Annotated in this window: 14 protein-coding genes; 3 read left to right on the top strand and 11 right to left on the bottom strand. The window is 51.1% G+C overall.

All coding sequences use genetic code 11. The features are described 5' to 3' along the window. Nucleotides 1–482 precede the first annotated feature (482 nt). From ABD920_RS22485 to ABD920_RS22475, 3 genes are all read right to left on the bottom strand, one after another. Nucleotides 483–3,029, bottom strand: a complete 2,547-nt coding sequence (locus tag ABD920_RS22485) for a polynucleotide kinase-phosphatase (protein WP_345162578.1) — start codon at nucleotides 3,027–3,029, stop codon at nucleotides 483–485. After that, a complete protein-coding gene (locus ABD920_RS22480) occupies nucleotides 3,026–4,402 on the bottom strand; it encodes a 3' terminal RNA ribose 2'-O-methyltransferase Hen1 (protein WP_345162576.1) in 1,377 nt (458 codons plus the stop codon). The genes ABD920_RS22485 and ABD920_RS22480 overlap by 4 nt, the downstream gene beginning before the upstream one ends. A gap of 748 nt (nucleotides 4,403–5,150) precedes the next feature. Continuing rightward, on the bottom strand, nucleotides 5,151–6,668 hold the full coding sequence (locus tag ABD920_RS22475; protein WP_345162574.1) for a TROVE domain-containing protein: 1,518 nt from the start codon (nucleotides 6,666–6,668) through the stop codon (nucleotides 5,151–5,153). 248 nt (nucleotides 6,669–6,916) lie between these two features. Here ABD920_RS22475 and ABD920_RS22470 point away from each other — a divergent pair, with 248 nt between their 5' ends. Continuing rightward, nucleotides 6,917–10,090 (top strand): P-loop NTPase fold protein, encoded by a 3,174-nt coding sequence (locus ABD920_RS22470; protein ID WP_345162572.1) that lies wholly within the window; start codon nucleotides 6,917–6,919, stop codon nucleotides 10,088–10,090. Between the two features lie 118 nt (nucleotides 10,091–10,208). On the opposite strand, the gene ABD920_RS22465 is transcribed toward ABD920_RS22470, so the two are convergent. The 3 genes from ABD920_RS22465 to ABD920_RS22455 are packed head-to-tail and all read right to left on the bottom strand — an operon-like array spanning nucleotide 10,209 to nucleotide 13,502. Continuing rightward, nucleotides 10,209–11,627, bottom strand: a complete 1,419-nt coding sequence (locus ABD920_RS22465; protein ID WP_345162570.1) for an RtcB family protein — start codon at nucleotides 11,625–11,627, stop codon at nucleotides 10,209–10,211. Between the two features lie 58 nt (nucleotides 11,628–11,685). Then, nucleotides 11,686–12,750 carry a nucleotidyltransferase domain-containing protein gene (locus tag ABD920_RS22460; RefSeq protein ID WP_345162568.1) on the bottom strand — a complete coding sequence of 355 codons (1,065 nt, stop codon included), beginning with the start codon at nucleotides 12,748–12,750 and terminating at the stop codon, nucleotides 11,686–11,688. Next, on the bottom strand, nucleotides 12,741–13,502 hold the full coding sequence (locus ABD920_RS22455; protein WP_345162566.1) for a nucleotidyltransferase domain-containing protein: 762 nt from the start codon (nucleotides 13,500–13,502) through the stop codon (nucleotides 12,741–12,743). The genes ABD920_RS22460 and ABD920_RS22455 overlap by 10 nt, the downstream gene beginning before the upstream one ends. A 261-nt stretch (nucleotides 13,503–13,763) precedes the next feature. On the opposite strand from ABD920_RS22455, the gene ABD920_RS22450 reads away from it, so the two are divergent. Both ABD920_RS22450 and ABD920_RS22445 read left to right on the top strand, forming a co-directional pair. Further along, nucleotides 13,764–13,931, top strand: coding sequence for a chryseobasin-related MNIO class RiPP peptide (locus ABD920_RS22450; protein WP_345162564.1), 168 nt, complete (start codon nucleotides 13,764–13,766; stop codon nucleotides 13,929–13,931). Nucleotides 13,932–13,934: 3 nt separating this feature from the next. Further along, entirely contained in the window at nucleotides 13,935–15,092 is a 1,158-nt protein-coding gene (locus ABD920_RS22445; protein WP_345162561.1) for a multinuclear nonheme iron-dependent oxidase, read from the top strand. A gap of 65 nt (nucleotides 15,093–15,157) precedes the next feature. Here ABD920_RS22445 and ABD920_RS22440 read toward each other — a convergent pair whose 3' ends face one another. Genes ABD920_RS22440 through ABD920_RS22420 form a run of 5 tightly spaced genes read right to left on the bottom strand, consistent with a single transcriptional unit; the run spans nucleotide 15,158 to nucleotide 22,439 of the window. After that, nucleotides 15,158–16,312 carry a VWA domain-containing protein gene (locus tag ABD920_RS22440; RefSeq protein ID WP_345162558.1) on the bottom strand — a complete coding sequence of 385 codons (1,155 nt, stop codon included), beginning with the start codon at nucleotides 16,310–16,312 and terminating at the stop codon, nucleotides 15,158–15,160. 4 nt (nucleotides 16,313–16,316) lie between these two features. Then, complete coding sequence (locus tag ABD920_RS22435; RefSeq protein WP_345162556.1) at nucleotides 16,317–18,521, bottom strand: DUF5682 family protein; 2,205 nt, start codon at nucleotides 18,519–18,521, stop codon at nucleotides 16,317–16,319. A 53-nt stretch (nucleotides 18,522–18,574) separates the two neighbouring features. Then, on the bottom strand, nucleotides 18,575–19,654 hold the full coding sequence (locus tag ABD920_RS22430) for an ATP-binding protein (protein WP_345162554.1): 1,080 nt from the start codon (nucleotides 19,652–19,654) through the stop codon (nucleotides 18,575–18,577). A 5-nt stretch (nucleotides 19,655–19,659) separates the two neighbouring features. After that, nucleotides 19,660–21,129 carry a DUF5691 domain-containing protein gene (locus ABD920_RS22425; RefSeq protein WP_345162552.1) on the bottom strand — a complete coding sequence of 490 codons (1,470 nt, stop codon included), beginning with the start codon at nucleotides 21,127–21,129 and terminating at the stop codon, nucleotides 19,660–19,662. A 2-nt stretch (nucleotides 21,130–21,131) separates the two neighbouring features. After that, nucleotides 21,132–22,439, bottom strand: a complete 1,308-nt coding sequence (locus tag ABD920_RS22420) for an SWIM zinc finger family protein (RefSeq protein WP_345162550.1) — start codon at nucleotides 22,437–22,439, stop codon at nucleotides 21,132–21,134. Nucleotides 22,440–22,470 lie beyond the last annotated feature (31 nt).

Raw genomic sequence — 22,470 nt, 5'->3', positions numbered from 1 at the left:
TCGCCGTTAGGCTAAAGCCGTAACAGCAAAAGGGCCAGTAAAAATGGAAATAGTGAAGTGACACAGTTTAGATTACAATCCCCCTTAATGCGTCTAAAACGGCTGTCTGAGTTTTCATTTGGACATATCTCATCAGTTTCTGCAGGTGGTAGGCTGCAGCAGCTTAAAGCCTGCCTTTGTGCCGGCGCCAATCCCTTGGTATTGCTCCTGCTAACTCCTATAAAGCGAAGCAGCCTGACCAGCACGGGTTCTACCGTGGCTGGCCGCTGACCTTGGTGTAGAGCGTTGCAACATCGAGGTGGAGGCAGACTGTCCTTCGGTGACGTTGATGTCTCCTCTGTTTCCTGTTTGGTGTCGTGTTGCCAACACCTATGTAATATGCCAGAGAAACGAAGAGAAATAAGTACTGTCAAGCTTCAATGAAATAGAGGGACACACCACTGAAGCCTGACAGTACCTTAATAGCTTTTGATAAACTACTCTTATAACCTTGGATCCACTGCCTCGCTCTCGAGTGCCAGCACGCCGAACACGCACTCATGCACACGGCGCAGCGGCTCTTTTAGTACAAACCGCTCCAGCGATTCCAAGCCCAAGGCAAACTCCTGCAGGGCGATCTCCCGCTTTGCCTTTACGTGGCGCTGCTTCAGCCGCTCCAGGTTGCCGTTCAGGTCATATTCCGGGCCATAAACAATGCGGAGATACTCGCTGCCGCGGCACTTCATGGCGGGCTGTATCAGCCTGTCTTTGTGGGTTGGCACAAAGTCCAGCGGCTTGACCACCATGCCTTCGCCACCGGCTGCTGTCAGGTCCGTCCACCAGTTCACAGCGGCACTGATGCTAGCCTCATCCTCTAGGTCCACAAACAGATGGCTGGTCATCAGGAGGTAAATCTCGTCCTGACGGCACACTTCCGCTAACCTTTCCATGTGCCAGGTGTGCTGCTGATTCGCATGCACTTTTCCTTCTGTAGCCAGTATATGAAAAGGAGCGTAGGCCATGCCCGCTATTCCTTCCGTCCCGCTGGTATAGTGGTGGTAGGAGGCAACATACTTGTCGATGGCCTGCGATCGCTGCGCTACATTTTCCAGCATGGTACCTACCTCCAAGCCACGTGACTGCGCCTGCTGCAGCACTTCTTGCGCTCTTCCCAGTGCGTTGGAGGCGGAGGCTCCTACTGCTGCGTACTGGTTGATGATGAGGTCGTTTGCTTTGGAGGACCAGGGCAAAAGTTCTCCGTCCAGGCACACCCAATCTGTTTCGAACCTGTCCCAAAAGTCCGCTGCCGTTAGGGCACGCTGGAGCACCTCCAGGAAAGCCTTTTCGGTAGCCTCATCATTAAAGAACCGGCGGCCTGTGCGGGTGTAGATAATGCCCGGAGCAGGGGAGTGCATGCCAAAGCGCTTCACCGCCACTTCCGGTTCTTTACAGACTACGACGATGGCGCGGGAGCCCATGTGCTTCTCTTCGCAAATTAGATTCCGCACACCGTTTTTGCGGTAGTAGCTGAAAACCTCCAGCGGGTGCTCCAGGTAGTCTGGCAGCTGGCTCGTCTCGGGTGGAGACATAGTGGGAGGTAGGTATACCAGCCACTTTGGGTCGATGGCAAAGCGGCTCATCACCTCCAGGGCCGCCACCGCATTCTCCTCCCGTACGATGACGCGCTTGCCGATGCCTGTCTCCACGATGTACTTCTCCCGCAGCGGACCGATGTCCAGCATATCATCATACTCCTGCTGCGCCGCCTGTGCCGCTGCATCGGGCATAACCGGCCTTACCGGCTCGCTGTACACGGCTTTGCTCTCTACCGAAACTGTCTCCCGCTCCGGGTAGCGCAGCGCAGTCAGCCTGCCGCCGAACACGCAGCCTGTGTCGATGTTGAGGGTGTTGTTGAGCCAGTCAATGCCTGGCACCGGCGTGTGGCCATACACTACACTGGCCTTGCCACGGTAATTCTTCGCCCAGTCATGGCGTACCGGCAAACCGAATACATCTACTTCACCTGTTGTCTCCCCGTAAAGGCAGAAAGCGCGCACAGCCGCGGCTGCTCTTCCGTGCATTGGCTCCGGCAAACCGGCATGCGCCACCACCAGCTGCCCCTCGTCCAGCACATAATGCGCAATCAGCCCATCCAGGAACGCCTTCACTTCCTCTCTGAAAGCATCCGGTGTAGCGGCAAGCTGCTGCACTGTTTTGTCCAGCCCGTGGTCCAGATTCACGTTTTTGCCCTGCAGGTAGCGCAGCAGTTTATCATCGTGGTTGCCTCGTATGCACAAGGCCTGCCTGCTGTGCACCATGTCCATCACCAGGCGCAGCACCTCCGGTGACTTCGGCCCCCGATCCGTCAGGTCGCCCAGGAAAATGACTTTCCTGCCGGCAGGGCCGCTGACCTGGTAATGCCCGTTTGCCTGCTGCGCCACTTTGTAATCAAGCTCGGTCAGTAGTTCCTGCAGTTCATCAAAGCAGCCGTGTATGTCGCCGATGATGTCGAAAGGGCCTGTCTCTTCTTTCCTGTTGCTCCAGAGCGGCTGGCGCACGATACTCAGCTCTTCTTCCGGATTTACCTGGTAGGTATAGCTGAACCCTTCGCGCTTGATGCTCTTGAGCGTGCGCCTGTACATGTCGTAGTGCTTCTCGATGACCTGGCGGCCAAAGCTGCGGTCCGGGCGTACTTCGTGCCGCTCCTGCAGCTGCCGGATAGGCGTGTCCAGCATGATGGCAGCAGCCAGGGCATAATTCTCCTTTGCCAGCCGAACTAGTTTTGCCCGGTCATCCTTGTGGAGGTTCAGCGCGTCGATGACCGTCAGCTTTCCCCGCTTCAGGCGCTTGGCAGCCAGAAAATTCAACAAGTCAAATGCGTCGCCTGTTGCTTCCAGGTTGTTCTCGTCATCCGACACCAGAGCGCGGCAGTAGTCGGAAGAAATGACTTCTGTTCCGAGAAAATATTTCTTGGCAAAAGTGCTCTTCCCCGCGCTGCTGGGACCTACCAGCAGTACAAGGGCAATCTCAGGTAGTTTTATCTCTTTCATGCTGTTCCTTTCTTTTTGAATACCGCCATTTGGGAGGGTGCACCTACTGCTGGTTCTTCCTGTCCGACTGGCTCCAGGCGCACTTCATAGCCGTAGCGTTCGCACACGTGCCCGCACCAGTTTTGAAACTCCTCCCGCGTCCATTCGAAGCGGTGGTCCTGGTGGCGGAAAGCCTCCGGGTCCAGTCGTTCGAATACCACGTTGTACTCCGCATTAGGGGTGGTGAGCACTACGGTGTCAGGGGCCGCATAGCCGAAGACCACACGTTCCATGGCTGGCAGCCTTTCAGCATCGAGGTGCTCGATGACCTCCACCATAGCGACGGCGTCGTATCCCTTCAGGCGCTCGTCCATATAGGTAACGGAGCCCTGAAACAGGGAGAGCCGTTCGCGCAGGGCAGGGGAGGCCTCGTCCAGGTGCAGGTTTTCTTTAGCCAGCTGGAGTTCTGAGAAGGAAACATCCATGCCGGCTATCTTCCGGAACTGCCCATCCTTGAGCAGTAGCCGCAGCAGTTTCCCTGATCCACAGCCCAGGTCCAGCACCCGTTGCGCGCCACTCTGCTGGAGCCGCTCAAAAGCACGGTGGAGGCGCTGCTGGTGCAGGCTCTCCTGTAGCGGTGACGTTGGCTCGTCAGATGGCATGGCCTCTTCACCTGCTAAGCGCAGGATAGCTTCGTTGGCGATGGTGCGGATGTTACGCAGGAACCTGCGGGTGATCCAGTCGCGCTCCGGGTGCTGCTCCAACCAGCCCTGTCCTTTCTGCATCAGTATCTCGATGTCGTGCTGCGTCACATAGCTGTGGCGGCTGTTGTCCAGCACCGGGATGAGCACATACACATGCGAGAGCAGCTCCTGCAGGGTACTGGTTTTATCCAGTGTCAGGTTCACATACCTGCTCTGGCCCCACTGCGGGTATGCCTTGTCCAGCGAAATCGTCTCTGTTTGCAGCGCATAGCCCAGCGGAACAAACAACCGCTCTACCATCTCCAGGTCCGTATCCACGCGGAGGGAGCTGAGCCGCAACGTGAAAGGCATAGGAGTCTCCGGCAGCTCCGGCCTCGGATTGCACCTGCCGTTGAGGGCGGAGCCGAAGGCCTTGGAAATGGCTGAGCTCAGGAAGGAATTGCTCGTGTAGGGCCTGTCGTTCACGTACTGGTCCTGCAGGGCATAATTCCCTTTCCGCACCCGCACCAGGTCCACCGGGTTGATGTCGAGCATCAGGCAGACGGTACAGCGTTCGTTGTTGGCCTCCGGGTAAAAAATATGTGCCTTTCCCGCCGCCAACTCCACCGACTGCAGCCTGTCCGGGTGCTTGTGTAACAGGAAGCCCATGTCTGTGGCCGGGGAGTGCGTGGTCGTGATTTCTAAAAGCATCTGATTTTTCTCTTCTTAGAGATATATTTAAAATTCAATATAAGTTTTTTAACTGAAACTCCCCTGGCTTACGGGCCTAAGGTAGCTCCAGGTAAAAAAGAAGCAGGGCGACAGACGGCAAGCGACATAGTGCTCTAACCACTGAGCTACACGCTTGAAGCGTGGCGGGAATCGAACCCGCGACCTCTCGATTAGCAGTCGAAGTAACGCTTGCCTACGGCACCTGTTCCAGTAAGACAGAGGCGACAGGCAAATGAAGCTTATTTTTGCGGGACAGGCGAAGTAACTCCATTCAACGGCACTCTGTTTTGTTTATAAAAAGCGGGCGACAGGCGATAAGGGACCTAAACCTTTTGCAAGGCGTTGCTCTACCAGCTGAGCTACTGCGCCTTTCGGCACAGGCAGGGTTCGAACCTGCGACACACGAAGTAACCCTTGTCTACGGCACCGCTTCAATATCTAAAACGAGCGGGCGAAAGGCGGCCGGAGACTTAAAAATGTACTCACTGGCGTGTTACCCTTTCACTATTCCTGGCCTTTACTGGCCTGGGAAGCAGGACTCGAACCTGCAACTCCAGTACCCTGACGAAGTAACTCCAGCCTACGGCACCGCTCATTATAAAATCTTAAAAGCAGGAGGGCAACAAGCGGCCCGTGACAACGCTGCACGCAGCGCGCAGGATTTGAACCTGCTCGTCTTTGTAAGACTTCACCGAAGTACCACGCACCTACGGCACCTCCTGCCTATTTATAAATCCACTGCCTCAATGGTCTCCAGGGCTGTTCCTCCGTTCTCTATTGCCTCCAGCACCTCGAAGATTTTATCGCTCCAGGCCGCTATGAGGAAAACATCTTCCTGCAGCAGGTTGATGGGCGAGGAGCCGTAGCCCGCCAGGTCGAAGAGGTAGAGGCGGGCATTGGGTGCCACTGCCTTGTACTTCTTCCACTCCTGGGTCAGGCTTTGGTGGTAGCCCGTGTTGTCCCAGAGCTGGCAGTCGGTGAATATCATCACTTTGTCTGCCTTTACGCGTCGGTTAACCAGGTCGCGGATGACCAGGTAGCCGTTGGTGGAGTAACCCACCTCGCCCTCGCGTCGGTAGAACTCCTGCACATTGGCCAGCACACTTTTGCGGGGCAGGTTGATTACTTTCCAAGTATCACCGAACATGCCGGATACCACGTTCCGGCAGCGGTGCTGCAACAACATGCCCAGCATCAGCCCAATGTCGTAGTTCAGGATTTTGCTTCGTGGAGAAACAGCCTTTTGCATGGAGCCCGACACATCGCAGGCCACCACCACGCGCACCTCCTCATTGAAGCCCTGCATGTTCTGCACGCTTACCTGTACCGCCTCCTCCAGCGCATCCAGCACTAGCGAGGTATACCCAGACTTCAGCTGCAGCACCTCGCGGTAAGCCGCCAGGTAACGGAACGGCAACTGCCTGGCCTTCTGAACAGCGCGGGCATCGGAGAGGGTGGCGCATACGCGCTGCATGTGCGCGCCCGAAACCTCGGTTTCTATGATGTTGCGCAGGTTACGCAATAGGGCCATATAACCCAGCCTGTTGCTGTCGATCAGCGCCTCCCACTTTGCCCGCACCGCAGCCGCTTTGGCGGCGGCACTTTCAAACGCCTGCTGCCCCAGGGCCGACAATTCCGTCTCCCAGGTATAAGGCGTGGCCAGCGTATCGGCGGCTATCTTGTCGAAGAGCGCCCGCTGGTTTTCGTCTTTCGACTTTGGGTGCACCAGGAACAGCGCGTCGCGCAGCCTAATGTCTGTGGCGCGGTTATACTTTGCGAACTGGTACTCGTCGAAGTGGTTAAAGGCCATGGCCAATCCTTTCTGCAGCTGCTTGGAGAGGCGGCCCAGCTTCTTGGTGCCGGTGCGCCCGTTGCTCAGGCTGTAGTAGGCGAGGAGCTCCGTAATCTCGTCGGCGCGCTGTACTACGCGGGCAACGGTGCGGCTCACCAGGTCATCGCCGGCGTGTACTTTTGCCAACTCCACCACCAGTACCAGCGGCACGCTGCGCAGGTGCATCTGCGTACGGGCATACACGGCCAGCTTCGCCACAAATAGCGGTTCGTTCTGTGCAATCAGCTCCCGGATACGCTCCAAGCGTTTATCGCTGCTCTCATAGAACTTGTCGTTCAGCGATGCGGTCACAACGGCTGCATATAGCTCGGCGGCTGGTCCTGTTTTCCAGGCCAGCGCTCCTTCGTGGTTCGTGGTCTGGTGCTTTTTTGGTGTGAGAAAGTTGAACTTCATGGCCTTTTCCTTTTATGATAGACCAAAGTTCAGGGGCTAGTGCGCAGTCTTTTTGCGCAGGAGGTGGAGATGATGATTATTTTAAATATTTTGATGATTACTAATTCTAACAAGATTAAAAATAGTACCTTAGCTATATTAACTATATGTGTGTGTTTACTTTAATAGTTAATAAATATTGAAAGTGTTAAGCAATAAAAGTGCAATGTTTTGGGTAGCTAATAGATGAAGTCTAATACAATAGTAAAATGAAAGGTAATTCAAACTATAAATTTCTAAAGAACACGCCAATTGGCAAAGACCTATTTGAAGGTAAATCCCAAGACAAGATAGCCTGTATTGTTTCAGAAGTATTAGAACAACAAGATTTCCAAATTATTGGAATTGATGGTGGATGGGGTACAGGAAAAAGTAACCTCGTTAAAATCATAGAAAATAAATTAGATCACGATAAATACAACTTCTTCATTTATGACGTTTGGGGCCACCAAGAAGATGACCAACGAAAAGCTATACTGGTAGAGTTGACTGAATATGTTGCTGATGAAAAGAGAAAAATTGTTGTAGATAGTGAAAAATGGGCAAAAAAGTTAAAAAGGTTGCTATCAAAGGAAAAAGAGGTAACAACAACTAATACACCTTATTTGAGTATAGGTTTTATTTTATCATTATTCCTAATAATCTATATCCCATCAGTAAACACTTTCGCCAAAGATTTAGATAGTATTTGGTTGAAATGCTTATTGGTCTTGTTCCCGATTACGATTATATTTTTTATCTATTTTTCAAAAGTCTTAAAAAACTTTAGAAAGTTTGAAAGTAACAAGTTTAAAAAGTCCTTGAAGCTATCGTTACAACAGACCATCCAGATATACAGCAATAAGCAAACAGATGAAACAAAATATGAAAGTATATCAGAAAGCGAGCCTTCTGTAAAAGATTTTCGGGATTGGATGAGAGGTATTGATACTGATTTAGGTATAAATAAGAAAAAATTAATTATAGTTTTTGACAATTTTGATAGACTGCCAAAAAAACAAATTCAAAGTATTTGGTCTTCTATTCATATCTTCTTTTCTGATGAAAAATATGCTAACATAAACGTTATTATACCCTTCGATAGATTACATATTAAAAATGCTTTTAGCGATTTGAATGGTACTGACAAAAACCAAGCAAACTTTGCTAATGATTATATTAATAAAACTTTTGACCTTGTTTATAGAATATCACCCCCAATTATGTCAAATTGGAAGTTGTTCTTCAGAAACTGTTGGAATGAAGCTTTTCAACAAAACGTGGATGAAGATGAATATATAAAGGTTGAACAGATATATGAAGTTTATTCAAAAGTTATCACACCTAGAGAGATCATTGCATTCATAAATGAAGTTATATCTGTAAAACTTCTGCACAACAACATACCTGAGAGATATATTGGCTTATTTGTAATAAACAAAAGTCGAATTTTAGATAACCCACTAGAAGCAATTACAAAAGCTGAATTTTTGGATGGACTATCTTATCAATATAGGGATGATGATAAATTTCAAAGATATATAACAGCGCTCTCGTACCAGATAGACCCTGATAACGCTCTTGAAATTGTTTATAGAAAGCAATTGAAAGATAGCTTAATGAATAACGACTCTAATAACCTTATTGAAATATCGAAAACAAACATTTTTAACAAGATTGTTTCTCCAGTTCTTTCAGAAGTTGAGAATTTGGAAAATCCTATTCTTGCATTGAATTCATTAACAGCCGAAGCTAATATAACAGAACACGAAAAGCAGAATATTTGGGATGATATTTTTTTGAGGTTGAGAGGGCAAAGTTCGGAACATTTTATATTATCTGAACCTCAAAAAGTAGTACTTGTCCAAATAAGCAGCAGTTTAAGGGAGCAGTGGATCAGTAAAATTTTTGTTGATCTTCACAGAAGTACAAAATTTGATTCAGTCAAATATGCACAGTTTGTTGATGAGCTAAAAATAGTTGATAGTCAAAATGAATTAGGAGTAGACATATACAATTTGTTGAAACCTAAAACTACCACTATTGAAGACTTTATATTACTAGTTAAGAATAAGAAAGACCAGTATACAAAATATCAAGTCTCTGTCAATGCATCTGATTTAGATAAATACCTTTCAGAACTAGAGGTTGAAGATTTAGATGACATTGCTTTCATAAAGCACTTGACTTCTACTTATAATTTTAAAAATTTTGAAAACTCTATAAAAGAAAGTATCAAAGCAAACAAGTCAGATAAGGCTAATCTTAATTTACTCTTTAATGCTCTGAAACTTATTGCTGATTCGACAATAGGAATACTTCTAGAAGATAGTGAGATATATACACTATTTACACAATCTAAAAGTGAGGAAGACTTCTATTATGACTTGGTTGCCATGAGATTAGCACGTGGTAATGATTTTTATTCAACCTATCATTCACATTTCCATTCTATAATAAATACAGAAGAAATCACTATCATCAATAAAATATCAGAACGAATTGAATATTATATAAGCTATAGTGGCTTTCTACTAAAATCTGTGTCTTTCTCTAATAATCTTACAAAAGCTGTAGCGAGAAATATCGTAAAGAATAGCTATCAAACCAGTAGAGCATACATAAATGACCTGATAAAAAAATATGATATAATATGTAACACAAATGAATTAGACCCGCAAGTGTTTTTTAAAGATTTGAATAGATGGAAAGCACCTGAGTTTGATAAACCTTTCATCAAAACTATTCCAATTCTTTTCTATGATCAAGCATTAAAAAATAAATCAGGTCTAGCAAAAGCGAGTATTGACGCCTTACACAAATACTTTGATGGGCTTTCACAAGAAGAATGGGAGCTCGTTTTTGATGACTTAGAAGGTAGAGATTATTCACTCCTCAAAAAAATTGACTATTCAGATTGGAATAGTTTTTCACTTGAAGCGCTAAAAGGAGTTTTGTTGTTAACATCTAAAACAGATGAAGTTGAAGACAAAGATAAGCTAACTGAGCTAGTTGTAAAATTTGAAGAAAATGGAAAAGATTTAACTAATACTTTCAAAAATATAAGAGATGAACTCATCATTCATAGAAGCATGAACACAGATTTGTTCTCTTTTTTTGGAAAGTGGCTGTTTAAATATGCTTATTTACAAGAAAGGCCAGGGGATGTCTTGCGTACAATATTGGTTTCAAGTCTATTGGATGAAGAAAATTGTTTAGGTTTGATTATTCAAAATCATGAGTTAATTAAGTCATTAATTGATAATAGCAATTCTAGTGATTCTGCAGATTTTAAAGAGGCTATAAGGGACCGTTTTGATGATGATAAAATCAAAAAATTAGCGAAATCAATAGGTGTTAGAAAGAGAAAAAGCAAAGAAGATAAATTAGAAGTGGAAGAATAAAAGCCACTTATTAAGCGATAAATCTTATTGCTCGCAAGGCTTAAATATATAGCTATTCCTAAAAATTACCCACCAATGGTTTTACCACTGGTGGGTAATTCTGCTTTATACGTGTAATCTAATCCTTCTCCATATACTTTTCATCCCCGCACATGCGGACAAGCTTTGGCGTGAATGTTCCCACCACCTCCACAAGGTCCTGTTGCGATTGCATCACCTGGCGGATATCCTTATATGCCATTGGCGCTTCATCCAAGCCTGAACCTATTACCTCCACACCCGCATCTAAAAGATACTGCTGCACCTGTGGCAGGGAAAGGGTTTGTTTGGCCTTCGTCCTGGACATCACCCGACCCGCACCATGCGAGGCAGAGTTAAGAGAGTTAGCTTCGCCTTTTCCGCGCACGATAAAGCCGGGCGTCGCCATGGAGCCAGGGATAATTCCCAATACTCCCTGACCCGCTGGTGTAGCACCTTTCCGGTGCACGATTACCTCGTTTCCGGCTGCATCTTTTTCTTTCCAGGCAAAATTGTGATGGTTCTCCACCACCGCAAGCGGCCGTTCACCTAGTGCCGCCGCCAGCCGCTGGTGTATCTGGTGGTGGCAGGTCGAGGCGTAGTCACCGGCCAGGTTCATGGCCAGCCAGTACTCCTGCCCCGCCTCTGTGTTCAGGTCCAGCCAGGCTAGATGGCGCGCCTCCTGCGGCAGGCGGCAACTTTCCATGGCTACTTTGGTATAGTGCCCCGCAATGCTGGCACCCAGGCCGCGCGAGCCGGAGTGGGAGAGCACCGCCAGGTAATTACCTGTTGGTAGGCTAAACTCGTTTTCCGGATCGTGCAGTTCCACTGTGCCAAACTCCACAAAGTGGTTACCGCCACCCGAGGAACCTAGCTGTCTGAAGGCCCGGTCTTTCAGGCCCTTCGCCACGGCTATATCAGCAAATTCGTTGCGCTCCATGATAGCGTGGTCCTGAGGGTTTTTAAAAGTAGCCGTACCGAAGCGCGTGTTGTCGAGCAGCAGCTTCTTTAGCTGCGCTGGCTGTGTCGTCAGAATGTCGGGTGGTATGGCGTAAAGGCTCATACTCATACGGCAGCCGATGTCTACACCCACGGCATAGGGAATCACGGCGTTTTGTGTTGCCAGTACACCACCGATCGGCAGACCATACCCCTGGTGCGCATCCGGCATCAGTGCCCCGCCTACTGTTACAGAAAGGCGCATGGCCACATCCATCTGTTTCAACGCACCCGCCTCAATACCTTCAGCCCCATAAATGACATAGTCTTTAGCGCCGGGTAAAAGAGGGGTAACCACTTCCTGCTTCGGTGGCAGCAAGGCCTCTGCTAACGGTGCCCAAAGCTCATCTTCCTGATATTTTGAGGGCGAGCAGAGTACCTTAGATAGTAGTATTAACTGCTCCTCTTTCGATATTTCCTTAAATGCTGTCTCCATTAGGGCCAGTGCTGTGCCGACGGCTTTACCGGGAGCATAGCCGATTTTAAGAAGATCTTTTCCTTTGAGTTGATGTGCGTTCATAGTTTTTCTTTTGGTATGATACAAAGGAAGAAGCCTACTACGCAGCCTTTTTGCGCAGTTAAACTTTCTTGTAAAAACTTTTCCGCACCTCCACCAGCAGCTCATTCAACAGCAGCATATCCGGCTCCTCCGGTAAATCAGATGTGGCATACAGCGCATCCATTTTAGCAATTTGTTCCTCGGCGATAGCTAGTAATTCCGCATACTCAAAAGCACCGGCTTTTATCTGGAGCAGGAAGTCCCGGTTTGGGCGGCGCACGATAATTTCGCCCTGGCTGGCGATTTCTTCGGCCATGTCGAGGAGGCGGAAGGTGTGCATCAGGTTTTTAGCGTCATAGTTCTTGCCGTGCGAGAGCGTGTTTTCATAGCGGGCATTGTTTCGCTTCTCTACCCAGTCCCAATACTCCTTGTATTCCTTGCAGTAGGTGGAGTAGGCGTTCTTGTTGAAGCTCATCACCGCCAGCGGCTGCAGCCCTTTGGGAATGGAACTCAGCGAGACATCATTGGATTCCTCGCTTTGCACAATGCCCCTAAGCCTGGTGTTCGGTTCATGAAATACCGCGTACAGATCCGGCATGTGCGGGATGCGGGCCAGGCCGCAATCCTCCTGCTGAAGGCCCTGCTGCTCCAGGAATTCCTGCACCGGCACCGAACCCTGTCCCTGCGCCACATAGCAGAAATCCATCACCGACTTGCGCTCCGGCTCCACCGGGTTCACTATCTTCTTGTTCAGCCCCTTCGCCTTCTTCACCTGCGTGAGGGCGTATCCCGCGAAGGTGTCTTTGCACAGCTTCGAGAGGAAATTCTGCGGCTTGAACCTGTTGTAGAGCGGGTGCTGGTACAGGATGCTGTCTTCGGGCATGCTCAGCAGCTCCAGCATGTTAGGGTTGTTTTTGGCCAGCAGCTCCACAAAACGGCGCAGCTCATAATACACAATGTCGTTGCTCTCGATGCTGAGCTGCTCCACGTAGTTAAGTCCAAAGTAATCCTCCTCGGGCAGCACAAACACGCCCCGGATATCCGTGTCGGAAGTAGGGGTGCTCAGGCCATAGGCCCTGCTGCCGCTGATGCACTCGAATAGCAGCATGTTTTTTGTTTTAAGGTCGTCTATGGTTAGTGCCATGGTTGTTTTATCGTTTTCCGGAAGAGTTGGTTCAGCGGCTCTGTTTCGCCTTTTTGTGCTTCAAATTCATTTGCCTTCGCCTCGCAGAAGTCGAGGGTGCTTTTGAGATAGGCCTCCAGCTCCACCTCTTTCGGGTGCAGGTATTTCTCGTCCACGCTTGCCTTTAGCTCCAGCATGCTGTCAATCGTGTTACTGATTTTCTGATCCTTCATCAGTGGCAGCAGCTCCCGGAACTGCAGCGGCGGAATACTTTTGTGCTCCACAATCCAAAGGCTGGCCAGCGTGGTGCGGAGCAGGTAAAAGTAACTCTTCAGCTTTACAATATCTCCGGCTTCACAGGCTTTGTAATAGTTGTGGGCCATGCTCATATAATGGTGCAGCCCTGCCCGGCAGGAGAAGTAGGAGGGAGCCAGCTCCCTCAGCCTATTCCGGAAATCCGTCTGCTGCACGTACACAATCGGCGACTGCATGCGCTCAAACACCGCTGCGTTGGATTTGCGCAGCAGGCGCAGGCTCTTGCGAATGTCCCAGCCCACCAGGTCCAGGTCGCCGCTCAGGTACTCGATGGTGTCGCGCGTATCGTCGATGGAGAGGTACCAGTCCTTTGGGTGCCGGTATATAAAGCGCACGTCATAGTCGCTGTCGGGGGAGGGGAAGCCCCAGGCGCGGCTGCCCGTCTCGCAGGCGAATAGGATTTGCACCCCGTACTGTGTTTCTATCTCCTTTAGCTTCTGTTGTATCTGTTCCTGCATAGCTGTTTCTGTATTTGCTGTTTCAAAGGTAAAGGGGCACTGCGCAGTGTTTTTGCGCAGGAGAATTTATTTTCTGTGTATCATGAAATAAATTCCCGCTGCTCCTGAAGGGCTAAGACCGGGACACAAAAAAAGTGGGCTCTCGCAAGGCAGAGTGGTGTAGCAGACTTATTCTGAGTACAGATGCAACCCTTGCTCCTGGATGAGGGTCATCCAGACGAGAGAAGAAATTTGTACCAGCACCAAATGAGCGATATCACCATGAAACTACCTAAAGCGTTACTCGGAGCCATACTGGTTGGCATTACGGTACAGACCACGGGCTGTACACAAGAAGAGTTGCCCGGGCCCAGGACAGAGCAGGGCGGTGAGAAAGGGAAAGAGGTTGTGAAAGTACCGGACAACTGCACGGCTTGTGGCATGGGCTAAGCATTGGACAGGAAAGAACTACATCCTGTGGGGAAAGAGCCGGGAATTTTATCAACGATTGCCTGTAACTTAGATGCGGATATTCTATCGGCGGCTTTTCCTTTGCTGGATGAGGGTAGGGTAGAGGCCATTGAATGGTCTTTCGATACACTCTACTGGGCAGCGGAGATACCTTCCTGGTTCACTGATTTGTTGCTCGCTTACAGCCAACAAAACAGGCTGATTGGACACGGCGTGTTTTTTTCCCTGCTCTCTGGCAAGTGGACAAAGGAGCAGCAGCATTGGCTGGAGCAACTGAAGCAATTAGCCTCCCAATATTCGTTCGACCAAATTACTGAGCATTTCGGGTTTTTTACCGGGCAGAATTTCCATTCCGGTGCTCCTCTCCATGTGCCGTACACCAGCGCCACTTTGCGCATCGGGCAGGACAGGTTAAGCCGCATCTATGAGGCCTGCCAATGTCCGGTCGGGCTCGAGAACCTGGCTTTTTCCTACTCGCTGGACGAAGTGAAACAGCATGGCGAATTCCTGGACAAGCTGGTAGCGCCTGTGAATGGCTTCCTTATACTGGACCTGCACAACCTCTACTGCCAGCTCCATAATTTCGCTATTTCTTACGAAGACCTGATCACGCTGTACCCGCTGGAACGTGTGCGGGAAATCCATATTTCAGGAGGCAGCTGGGAGGCTTCTGTGCTTGAACCAGAAAAGAAGATAAGAAGGGACACACATGATGATGCCGTGCCGGAGGAGGTGTTCCAGCTGCTGGCACTGACAATACCCAAGTGCCCTAACCTAAGATATGTCGTGCTGGAGCAATTGGGAAACGGACTGAAGACCGAAAGCAGCAGAATCCGCTTCCGTCAGGATTTTCTGAAGATGGAGGCGTTGGTACAGAAGAGTAGAAGCAGCCTGTCCAGGGATGTTGATAATCTTTTTCTACCGGTACAGCCTCTACAGAAGGGTCCTGCTGTGGAGGATGACATGCTCCACAGCCAACAGCTGCAGCTCTCGCACATCCTGGAAACAGCACCTTCCTACGAAGATGCCCGACAACTGCTCCTTGCTTCTTCCCTGGCTGGTTCTGCCTGGAAAGTTGAGAGCTGGGAGCCGCACATGCTGGAGACTGCCGTCAGCATTGCACAGAAGTGGAAGCAGTAGCCGTAGCATTCTACACTCAGAGTCATTATGTTCTGTTTCGCTTTTATGCGTTGGGGCAGCATCCTTTATCCTGTAGGAGTAGCCGCCGTCACTTTAATATCCTGTGTCGCTGCCCACTGTCCGATATCCTGCTTGCCCAGGGCGTGGGCCATCAGGTCCGGGAACAGGTCAGGCGTACAGGCAAAAACGGGAATGCCGATAGAGGCAAAATACTCTGCATTCCGGTGGTCGTAGGAAGGCGCGCCGTCGTCGTTCAGTGCCAGCAGCGTCACGACCTGTACGCCAGCGTTGATTAACTGCGCCGCGGTTTTCTGCATTTCCTTCTCGTTGCCTCCTTCATACAAATCAGTTATCAGGACCAGCACCGTATCGGTTGGCCGGGAGATGATTTGCTGGCAATAGGCCAGGGCCTGGTGAATGTCAGTGCCACCTCCCAACTGTACCCCGAACAGCAGCTCCACCGGGTCACTGAGGTCTTCTGTCAGGTCCGCCACGGCTGTGTCGAATACCACCATTTTGGTTTGCACCGCCGGAATAGAGGCCATCACAGCGCCGAAAATGCCGGAGTAGACCACTGAGCTTCCCATGGAACCGCTCTGGTCGATGCACAGCACAATGTCCCTCAGCGCCTTTCTTTTCCGGCCGAAGCCAATGCGTGTTTCCGGTATAATGGTTTTATATTCGGGCTGGTAGTGGCGCAGGTTCTTCAGGATGGTGGACGGCCAGTCGATTTCGTTATGGCGTGGCCTGCGGCTCCTGGTAGAGCGGTTCAGGCTGCCGGTGATGGCCTGCTGGGTAGGAGCCGCCAGTTTCTGCATCAACTCTTCCACTACCTTGCGAACCACCTGGCGGGCAGTGTCCTTTGTTTTCTCCGGTATCACCCGGCTCAGGGTCATGAGGTTGGCGACCAGGTGCACATCCGGTACAACGGCCTCCAGCATCTCCGGCTGCAGGAGCATCGACGTCAGGTTCAGCCGTTTCAGCGCGTCCTGCTGCATTACCTTTACCACCGTGTTCGGGAAATACTCCCGAATGTCGCCCAGCCAGCGGGCAACGTTCGGGGAGGAAGCTCCTAAGCCGCCCCTGCGGTTATCGCTGTTGTACAGGGCCTCCAGGGTTTTGTCTATACCCGTTTCCAGCTGCGACAGGCTGACGGGCAACTCTTCCTTTGTTTCGCTACCCAGTACCAATCGCCAGCGTTTTAGTTTCTCTTCGGTCATACGCTCAAGCCACTCCAATTAATTTGTAGAATACAGGCAGCACTTTTCTTGCCCGCGCCTCATCCAGGTCTAACGCAGCAGAAACAACTGCTGCAGGAGAACCACCTGCCTTCGCTTTTTCGGCAAGCTTTCGCTTCTCAGCTCCTGTATAATCAGCAAAGGTTCGCCTTAAGATAGGGGCCACCTGCTGAAAAGTATCAGGCTGCAGCGAGGCCAGCCATTCATCCAGAATGCTCCAGATGCGGTCATCGAGGATAAGGGTGGTGGCACTGCTCTTCAGAAAGCCTTCGAGCCAGGAGGAGGCATAGTCAGGTTCTGTTCCGGGAGAAAGAATACGGCTGAATTCCAGCGCTGTCTGTTCTTCATTCTGTACATGCCCGTCATGCAATATTTTGCAGCAGGTGCCGCAAACCAGCGCGTTGGCCTGGTGTGTATCCAGCACCTCCATCAGAGTGGCATACCATACGTCCTTGTACTCGTCTTCTTCCAGCAGCAGGATGCCCTGCTCCAGCTTCACGATTAGGGTGGCCACTTTTTCTCCTGCTTCCTCGTCCAGGGCAGTGCAGGCAGAGGGAAGCCCTGCGCAGATTCTGGCAATCAGTGAGTCCATAATCAAAGCCACTGTGTCTGATTTTGTATTGCGCACGTTGCCATACCTTCTGATTTGCACCAGCGGCAGGAAGGCTTCCATGAGCTCTGTCACATCTGATGTGCCGGCAGCCAGTACGTCCATCCGCTTCATAAGCGCTGCCACACCTAATGCCAGCTCTGCCGGTATAGCATCGCCCAGCAGGTTCGTTATCTCCTGCAGTTGTTTGGCTTGTTTGGCTGAATGGGCCGCATAGGCCGTGGCAGCTTCTTCCACGGTATTGCCCCAGGCCGCTTTCTCCAGCACGCTGATGCTGAGCTCAGGGCGCCAGCGAAGCTCCCATTCCTCCTTAAAGGTGCCTTTGCCTGCCACGTTTCTTTTTTCTCCCCAGGCCATGCCCAGCAGGCGCAGGCGGTGGAGCAGGATACTTTTCTGCAGGCCGGCTTCATCGCGCAGGTCCAGCAATAATGACTTTGTTCCTTCCTGTGGCTTTAAGCGCAGCTTTTTCTGCCACCCCTCCAGGTCACGCTGCAGGGGCACCTGTGGGGAATCCGCAGGTATACTGCCCACTTTATGCCCCACGATAAGCTCCCGCCAGATAAGCTGCAACTGCACCTCATCGCCCATGCACATGACTGTGCGCACGGCTTCGTTGAGCTCCTGCAAACCTATCTTTGCCTGGTTACGCAGCGCAGCCAGCGTTTGCGCAAGCCGTACGGTCTCGATAACGTGTGCGGAGGAAATATCCAGCTGGTGCTCCCGGAAGATGCGGGCCACATGGATAAGCCAGTGCGTGCTGTCATCATCCGGTTTTTGCCAGAGGTGTTCGTACCAGCCGGGGGAGTTGATGCCCGCACCATAACCGCTTTCAAAGGAGAGGCGGCTGTTCGTCCAGGGAATCCAGGTGGCTTCTACTTTTACTTTCGGAAGCTTTTTTATCAGTTCCTCATCTGCTTTCTGTTTGGGCATGTGCTGCAGAGACGGCACGTGCCAGGCACCACAGATAACGGCTATATTCCCGTACTGCTCTTTCTGGGCTGTGCGTATGCCTTTGCGCATAAAGGCTTCCCGAATCTGCTCGACAAGGTCTTCCTTCTCTGGAAGCGAATCCCGCAAGGCCTGCATAGCTTCTGCTACAGCATGAAACGTATCGAGGGTGTCATGGCGCAGTTCGAACTGCTGCTCCCACCAGAGCTCCGCATCAGTATATCCTGCCAGCTCAGCCAGGAACAGCAGCGGGTTCCGGCGCATAGCCTGCACCTCCGGCAGTTCCTCTTCCTCTCCTGTTTCAATGGGCTCATCCTGCAGCGCGAACTTATGCGTGAGCGGCATATCGATGAATCGAATCGGCAGCCCATGCGCAAGTCCATACTGTATGGCCTGCCACTCCGGGGAATAGGCGGCAAAGGGGTAAAAGACTGCCTGCTGCGGCGAATCCGGCCTGTAGACCAGCAGGGCCACAGGTGGTGCCATCTCGGTGTGCTTTGCCCAATGCAGTAGTGCTTCTCCTTCCGGCGGGCCTTCAATCAGGATAATATCCGGCTGCAGTCGCTCCAGCGCCTGCTTTACCTGGCGCGCAGAGCCGGGGCCATGGTGCCGGATACCTAATACATGAACCATGCGTTTGTTTCTCTCTCGTAAATCTTAAGCCTTGTTTCGGCGGCAAAGGGTTGCTACAGCATATCGCGGCAGGAGCGGTACAGGTCTTTCCAGCCTTCCCGCTGCTTCATCACTGTTTCCAGGTATTCCTGCCACACAATCCGGTCCTGCACCGGGTCTTTGATAACGGCCCCGATGACACCGGATGCCATGTCGTCTGCCTGCATGCCGCCATCGCCGAAGTGGTGGGAGAGGGCCAGGCCGCTGTTCATTACCGAGATGGCCTCGGCCGTGCTAAGGGTGCCGGACGGCGACTTGAGCTTGTTTTTACCGTCCAGGGATACGCCGCTTCTTAGCTCCCGAAAGATGGTGACAATGCGCCTGATTTCCTCTGTAATAGGCTGCTCCAGTGGGAGCTCAATGCTCTTGCTGAAGCTTTGCACGCGTTGCTGCACAATCTCCACTTCTTCTTCCATAGAGGAAGGAACCGGGAGTATCACCGTGTTGAATCTTCGTTTTAGTGCGCTGGAGAGTTCATTCACGCCTTTGTCGCGGTTGTTGGCCGTGGCAATCACATTGAAACCCCTTACCGCCTGCACCTCCGTGTTCAGCTCCGGCACCGGCAGTGTCTTTTCAGATAGAATGGTGATCAGCGTGTCCTGTACATCAGAGCCGATGCGGGTTAATTCTTCCACCCGGGCGATTTTCCCTTCTTTCATGGCGCGCATCACAGGTGTTTCCACCAGGGCCTCCGGCACGGGGCCGGCAGACAGCAACTTGGCATAGTTCCAGCCATAGCGAATGGCTTCTTCGCCGATGCCGGCAGTGCCTTGTACCAGCAGGGTAGAGTCTCCGGATACCGCCGCCGCCAGGTGTTCCGACACCCAGGATTTGGCTGTGCCTGGCAGGCCGTAAAGCAACAATGCCCGGTCGGTGGTGAGCGTGGCGACGGCTATTTCCATCAGCCTCCTGTTGCCGATGTACTTGGCTGTCACCTCAAACCCGTTGGGTAGCCTGCCCCCGATCAGGTAGGTTACCACCGCTTGCGGCGACATGCGCCAGTTTTGCGGCACGGAATGCTTGTCCTGTTTTCTTACTTCTTCCAACTCCTCAGCGAACTGCTGCTCTGCGTGTTGGCGTAATATGTTTGCCATGCTTTCTAGATAGATGCGTTTAGTTGTTCTCTTGTTTGTATGATGCGGCTCATTTCGGCGCATGTGTTCTTAAAATACCTGACCTGGTAGGTCTCATTTTCCTGCATGATGTAGCCCTGCAGCACCGGCAGCATGTCCGGAGCCATCTGTAAGGCCCACCGCAGATAATCCTGCTGGTTGATGGTATAAGGCTGCTGCATCAGCTGCTTCAGCAGTAGGGTACACACAGCGGCAGGAATGAAAGTATACTTCTCGTCCAGTAGCAGGTGTAGATAGGAGCTTGCGTGTTGTGCCGTAAACCTCTCAGCCCATTTATACCTTTCTGCCAGCGGCAGTACTGCAAGCAACTCTACCGCAGCTACCGCATCTGACTCCAAGAGGGCTGTTGTCATACCCGGATGTCCATATCGTACTGCGCTTTGTGCCAGGGAAGGCACCCAAAGCTTTTGCTCTTTGTGGGATGTGAAAAGCTGCACGGCTTCCTGCGGCGTCAGCTGGTAGTTCTCCTGCCAGAAGGCAGGGTGAAGGTAAGCTATCGTCTGTGCCAGCCAGTAGTCCGCGTCCTGTACGTCTTTCTGGCTGCTCACCTTCTCAATGCCAGCTGCGGCAAGCGCTTCCGGGAGTTCCACCGCACGGTTTACCTGTATCACTTTTTTCTTAGTAATCAGGAGCACCCGCTCTTCTTTGATGGAAACAAGAGACCTTGCAAATGCTTCTAAAGCCTGGTAGAGCGCTGAACCGTGTAAGGACCTGAGCAAATCATACGCCACCTGCCTGACCCTGGTACTCCTGTCGGTTAGCTGGGAGGTAAGGAATGCTTCGTCTGACAAAGAGAGGCTTTGCTGCAGGTACTCCAGCAATTCAGCCCGGTTGTTGGCTGTTTCTTCCTGCAGGTTTGCCAGTAACAGTGCCAGGGCTTCTGCCGGGAATGATTGCCGCAGGGCTCTAAAGTATGCTTTCCGTTGCTCCCAGGTTCCTGTCTCCCAGATGTTCTCTTCCGGAGGTGTTAACAGCTGTTGCCACTGTGGGTTGATACCCGCTAGCCAGGTGCCACGGGTGCCACATACCTGCAGGAATTGCGCACGTTGGTGCTTTTTCTCAACAGCCCTGTTGAGAAGTTCCGGCAGCAATGCAGGCAATACCACTTTGCCTTTTACCTGGCACCGGTAGATGAAATATTCTGTTAAAACGTCTTCTTTATTTTTCAGAAACTGATTTAATAACGCACTCGCCTCTGCCGAAACAAATTGCTTGTCTTCTTCCGGAGCAACAGGCAGCCAGAAGCTGTTTTCAGGCAGCTTTTTGCCAGCCTCTTCCAGGAGCAGGTAGCCGGCCGTCAGTTTCAGAAAGATATCTTCCCTGTCTTCGCTTGCTGCAATAATCTTTTCATTTGCCTCTTGCATCACAGGAGGAAGGGCGGTGGGGACAAACTTGCTGGTCCCCATCATGGCTGATTTTATGATTTCCGACAGCATTATTAAGTCAGGGTATAAAATACATAATCAAACCAAAAGGAATGAATGTTAGCGCCTGCTGGCTCATAGATAATAAAAGCAGTGCAGGTGGCTCCGCCTGTGATGGCCAGCATCCGCCAGCAATCCGGCTCGGGGTTGAGCAGGGGCAGGGTACTATCTGACGCATCTGCCAGGTGCCAAGACTGGTTCTGGTAAACCACCCGTACCGCATCTCCAATAAAAGGAATCTGCACGGCAAACGGCATCACGGCCAGCGTATCCGATACTTTCGTTAGTAGTGCTGCAAAGTCCTGGCCTGTGGCAGGTTGCAAAACAGGCCTTGTTCCTTTCTGTTGTTTGACCAGCGCCCGCATTGGAACGGCAGAAGGATAGAATACCAGTTCTGCCGCCACGGTGGTGCCCGGAATCAAAGCCTGCTGCGGCGACTGCCCTGGCCCGTAAAAGCTGAGGAGCAGGGCGAAGCGTTCTGATTGGTAACTGTAAAGCCAGATCTTTTCCACCGTCAGGCGCTCTTCTGTATCGTATGTTTTTGCCAGCACCGCCCAATTATCGGTAAGCCCTGCTGTCTCCAGCACCTGCTCCTTCGGAATGCTCCAGCCAATCAGCATTCGGATATCCGCCTGCAGTGTCGCATCACACTGTGCTATGTTTTTATGCGCTTCGGTTAGCAGATAAAGGGAGGTGATGCTTCTGAGGAATGGCTTCTGCCACCCATCCTGATAATAGTTCAGGTCGCTGAGCCTGCGCAGGCTGCTGGCCACTGCCGGTGCCTGCGCATCCACCATACGCGCTACGATGTTGCTGCTGAACTTGTGTGCCGCAGCAGGAATATGCATGATGCCGTTGCGCACCAAGTCCTTCAGCCACGTGCGCAACTCCTCCATGCCGCCTGACACTTTCTTCTCGCGTTCCTCCGCCCGTTTTTCCTGTGCCTTGTTGTCAGTAGGTTTGCTTTCTTTGGCAGGCTTTGCCGCTGACTTGCTTTCCCTCTTGCCGAGCCATTCTTCTACCTGCGGCTCCAGTTCAGTGGCACCGGTAAAAACACCAGGGCTTTGGGCATGCAGAAAAAGGAGACCGAGGCCATGCTTACATGGGAATTTGCGGCTGGGACAGGAGCATTTAAATGCTACCTGCTGTAAGTCCACCATCGTTCTGTAAGGATTCTTGCCGCTTCCCTGGCAGTCTCCCCACATGGCTTTTTCGTGGACGTATTTGGTAACCCATTTTGCATTGTTGGCGAGCTGCTGACCGGCTTTGACGGAGGCGCTGTCAGGGGCAAGCTGTATGATCTGATCTTCAGATAATTTCATTAAAAGCTACTGATTCCGAATGTCTGAAATA

Origin of the sequence: Pontibacter saemangeumensis (assembly GCF_039541895.1) — a bacterium.
In the GTDB taxonomy this organism is placed as follows: Bacteria; Bacteroidota; Bacteroidia; order Cytophagales; family Hymenobacteraceae; genus Pontibacter; species Pontibacter saemangeumensis.
The sequence above is the reverse complement of the archived record's forward strand: the minus strand, read 5'-3'. Positions and strand labels throughout refer to the sequence as shown.

What these genes read in the sequence shown, in the direction of transcription:
- ABD920_RS22485 (WP_345162578.1), bottom strand. Translation starts at nt 3,029, where the DNA reads ATGAAAGAGATAAAACTACCTGAGATTGCCCTTGTACTGCTGGTAGGT.
- ABD920_RS22480 (WP_345162576.1), bottom strand. Translation starts at nt 4,402, where the DNA reads ATGCTTTTAGAAATCACGACCACGCACTCCCCGGCCACAGACATGGGC.
- ABD920_RS22475 (WP_345162574.1), bottom strand. Translation starts at nt 6,668, where the DNA reads ATGAAGTTCAACTTTCTCACACCAAAAAAGCACCAGACCACGAACCAC.
- ABD920_RS22470 (WP_345162572.1), top strand. Translation starts at nt 6,917, where the DNA reads ATGAAAGGTAATTCAAACTATAAATTTCTAAAGAACACGCCAATTGGC.
- ABD920_RS22465 (WP_345162570.1), bottom strand. Translation starts at nt 11,627, where the DNA reads ATGAACGCACATCAACTCAAAGGAAAAGATCTTCTTAAAATCGGCTAT.
- ABD920_RS22460 (WP_345162568.1), bottom strand. Translation starts at nt 12,750, where the DNA reads ATGGCACTAACCATAGACGACCTTAAAACAAAAAACATGCTGCTATTC.
- ABD920_RS22455 (WP_345162566.1), bottom strand. Translation starts at nt 13,502, where the DNA reads ATGCAGGAACAGATACAACAGAAGCTAAAGGAGATAGAAACACAGTAC.
- ABD920_RS22450 (WP_345162564.1), top strand. Translation starts at nt 13,764, where the DNA reads ATGAAACTACCTAAAGCGTTACTCGGAGCCATACTGGTTGGCATTACG.
- ABD920_RS22440 (WP_345162558.1), bottom strand. Translation starts at nt 16,312, where the DNA reads ATGACCGAAGAGAAACTAAAACGCTGGCGATTGGTACTGGGTAGCGAA.
- ABD920_RS22435 (WP_345162556.1), bottom strand. Translation starts at nt 18,521, where the DNA reads ATGGTTCATGTATTAGGTATCCGGCACCATGGCCCCGGCTCTGCGCGC.
- ABD920_RS22430 (WP_345162554.1), bottom strand. Translation starts at nt 19,654, where the DNA reads ATGGCAAACATATTACGCCAACACGCAGAGCAGCAGTTCGCTGAGGAG.
- ABD920_RS22425 (WP_345162552.1), bottom strand. Translation starts at nt 21,129, where the DNA reads ATGCTGTCGGAAATCATAAAATCAGCCATGATGGGGACCAGCAAGTTT.
- ABD920_RS22420 (WP_345162550.1), bottom strand. Translation starts at nt 22,439, where the DNA reads ATGAAATTATCTGAAGATCAGATCATACAGCTTGCCCCTGACAGCGCC.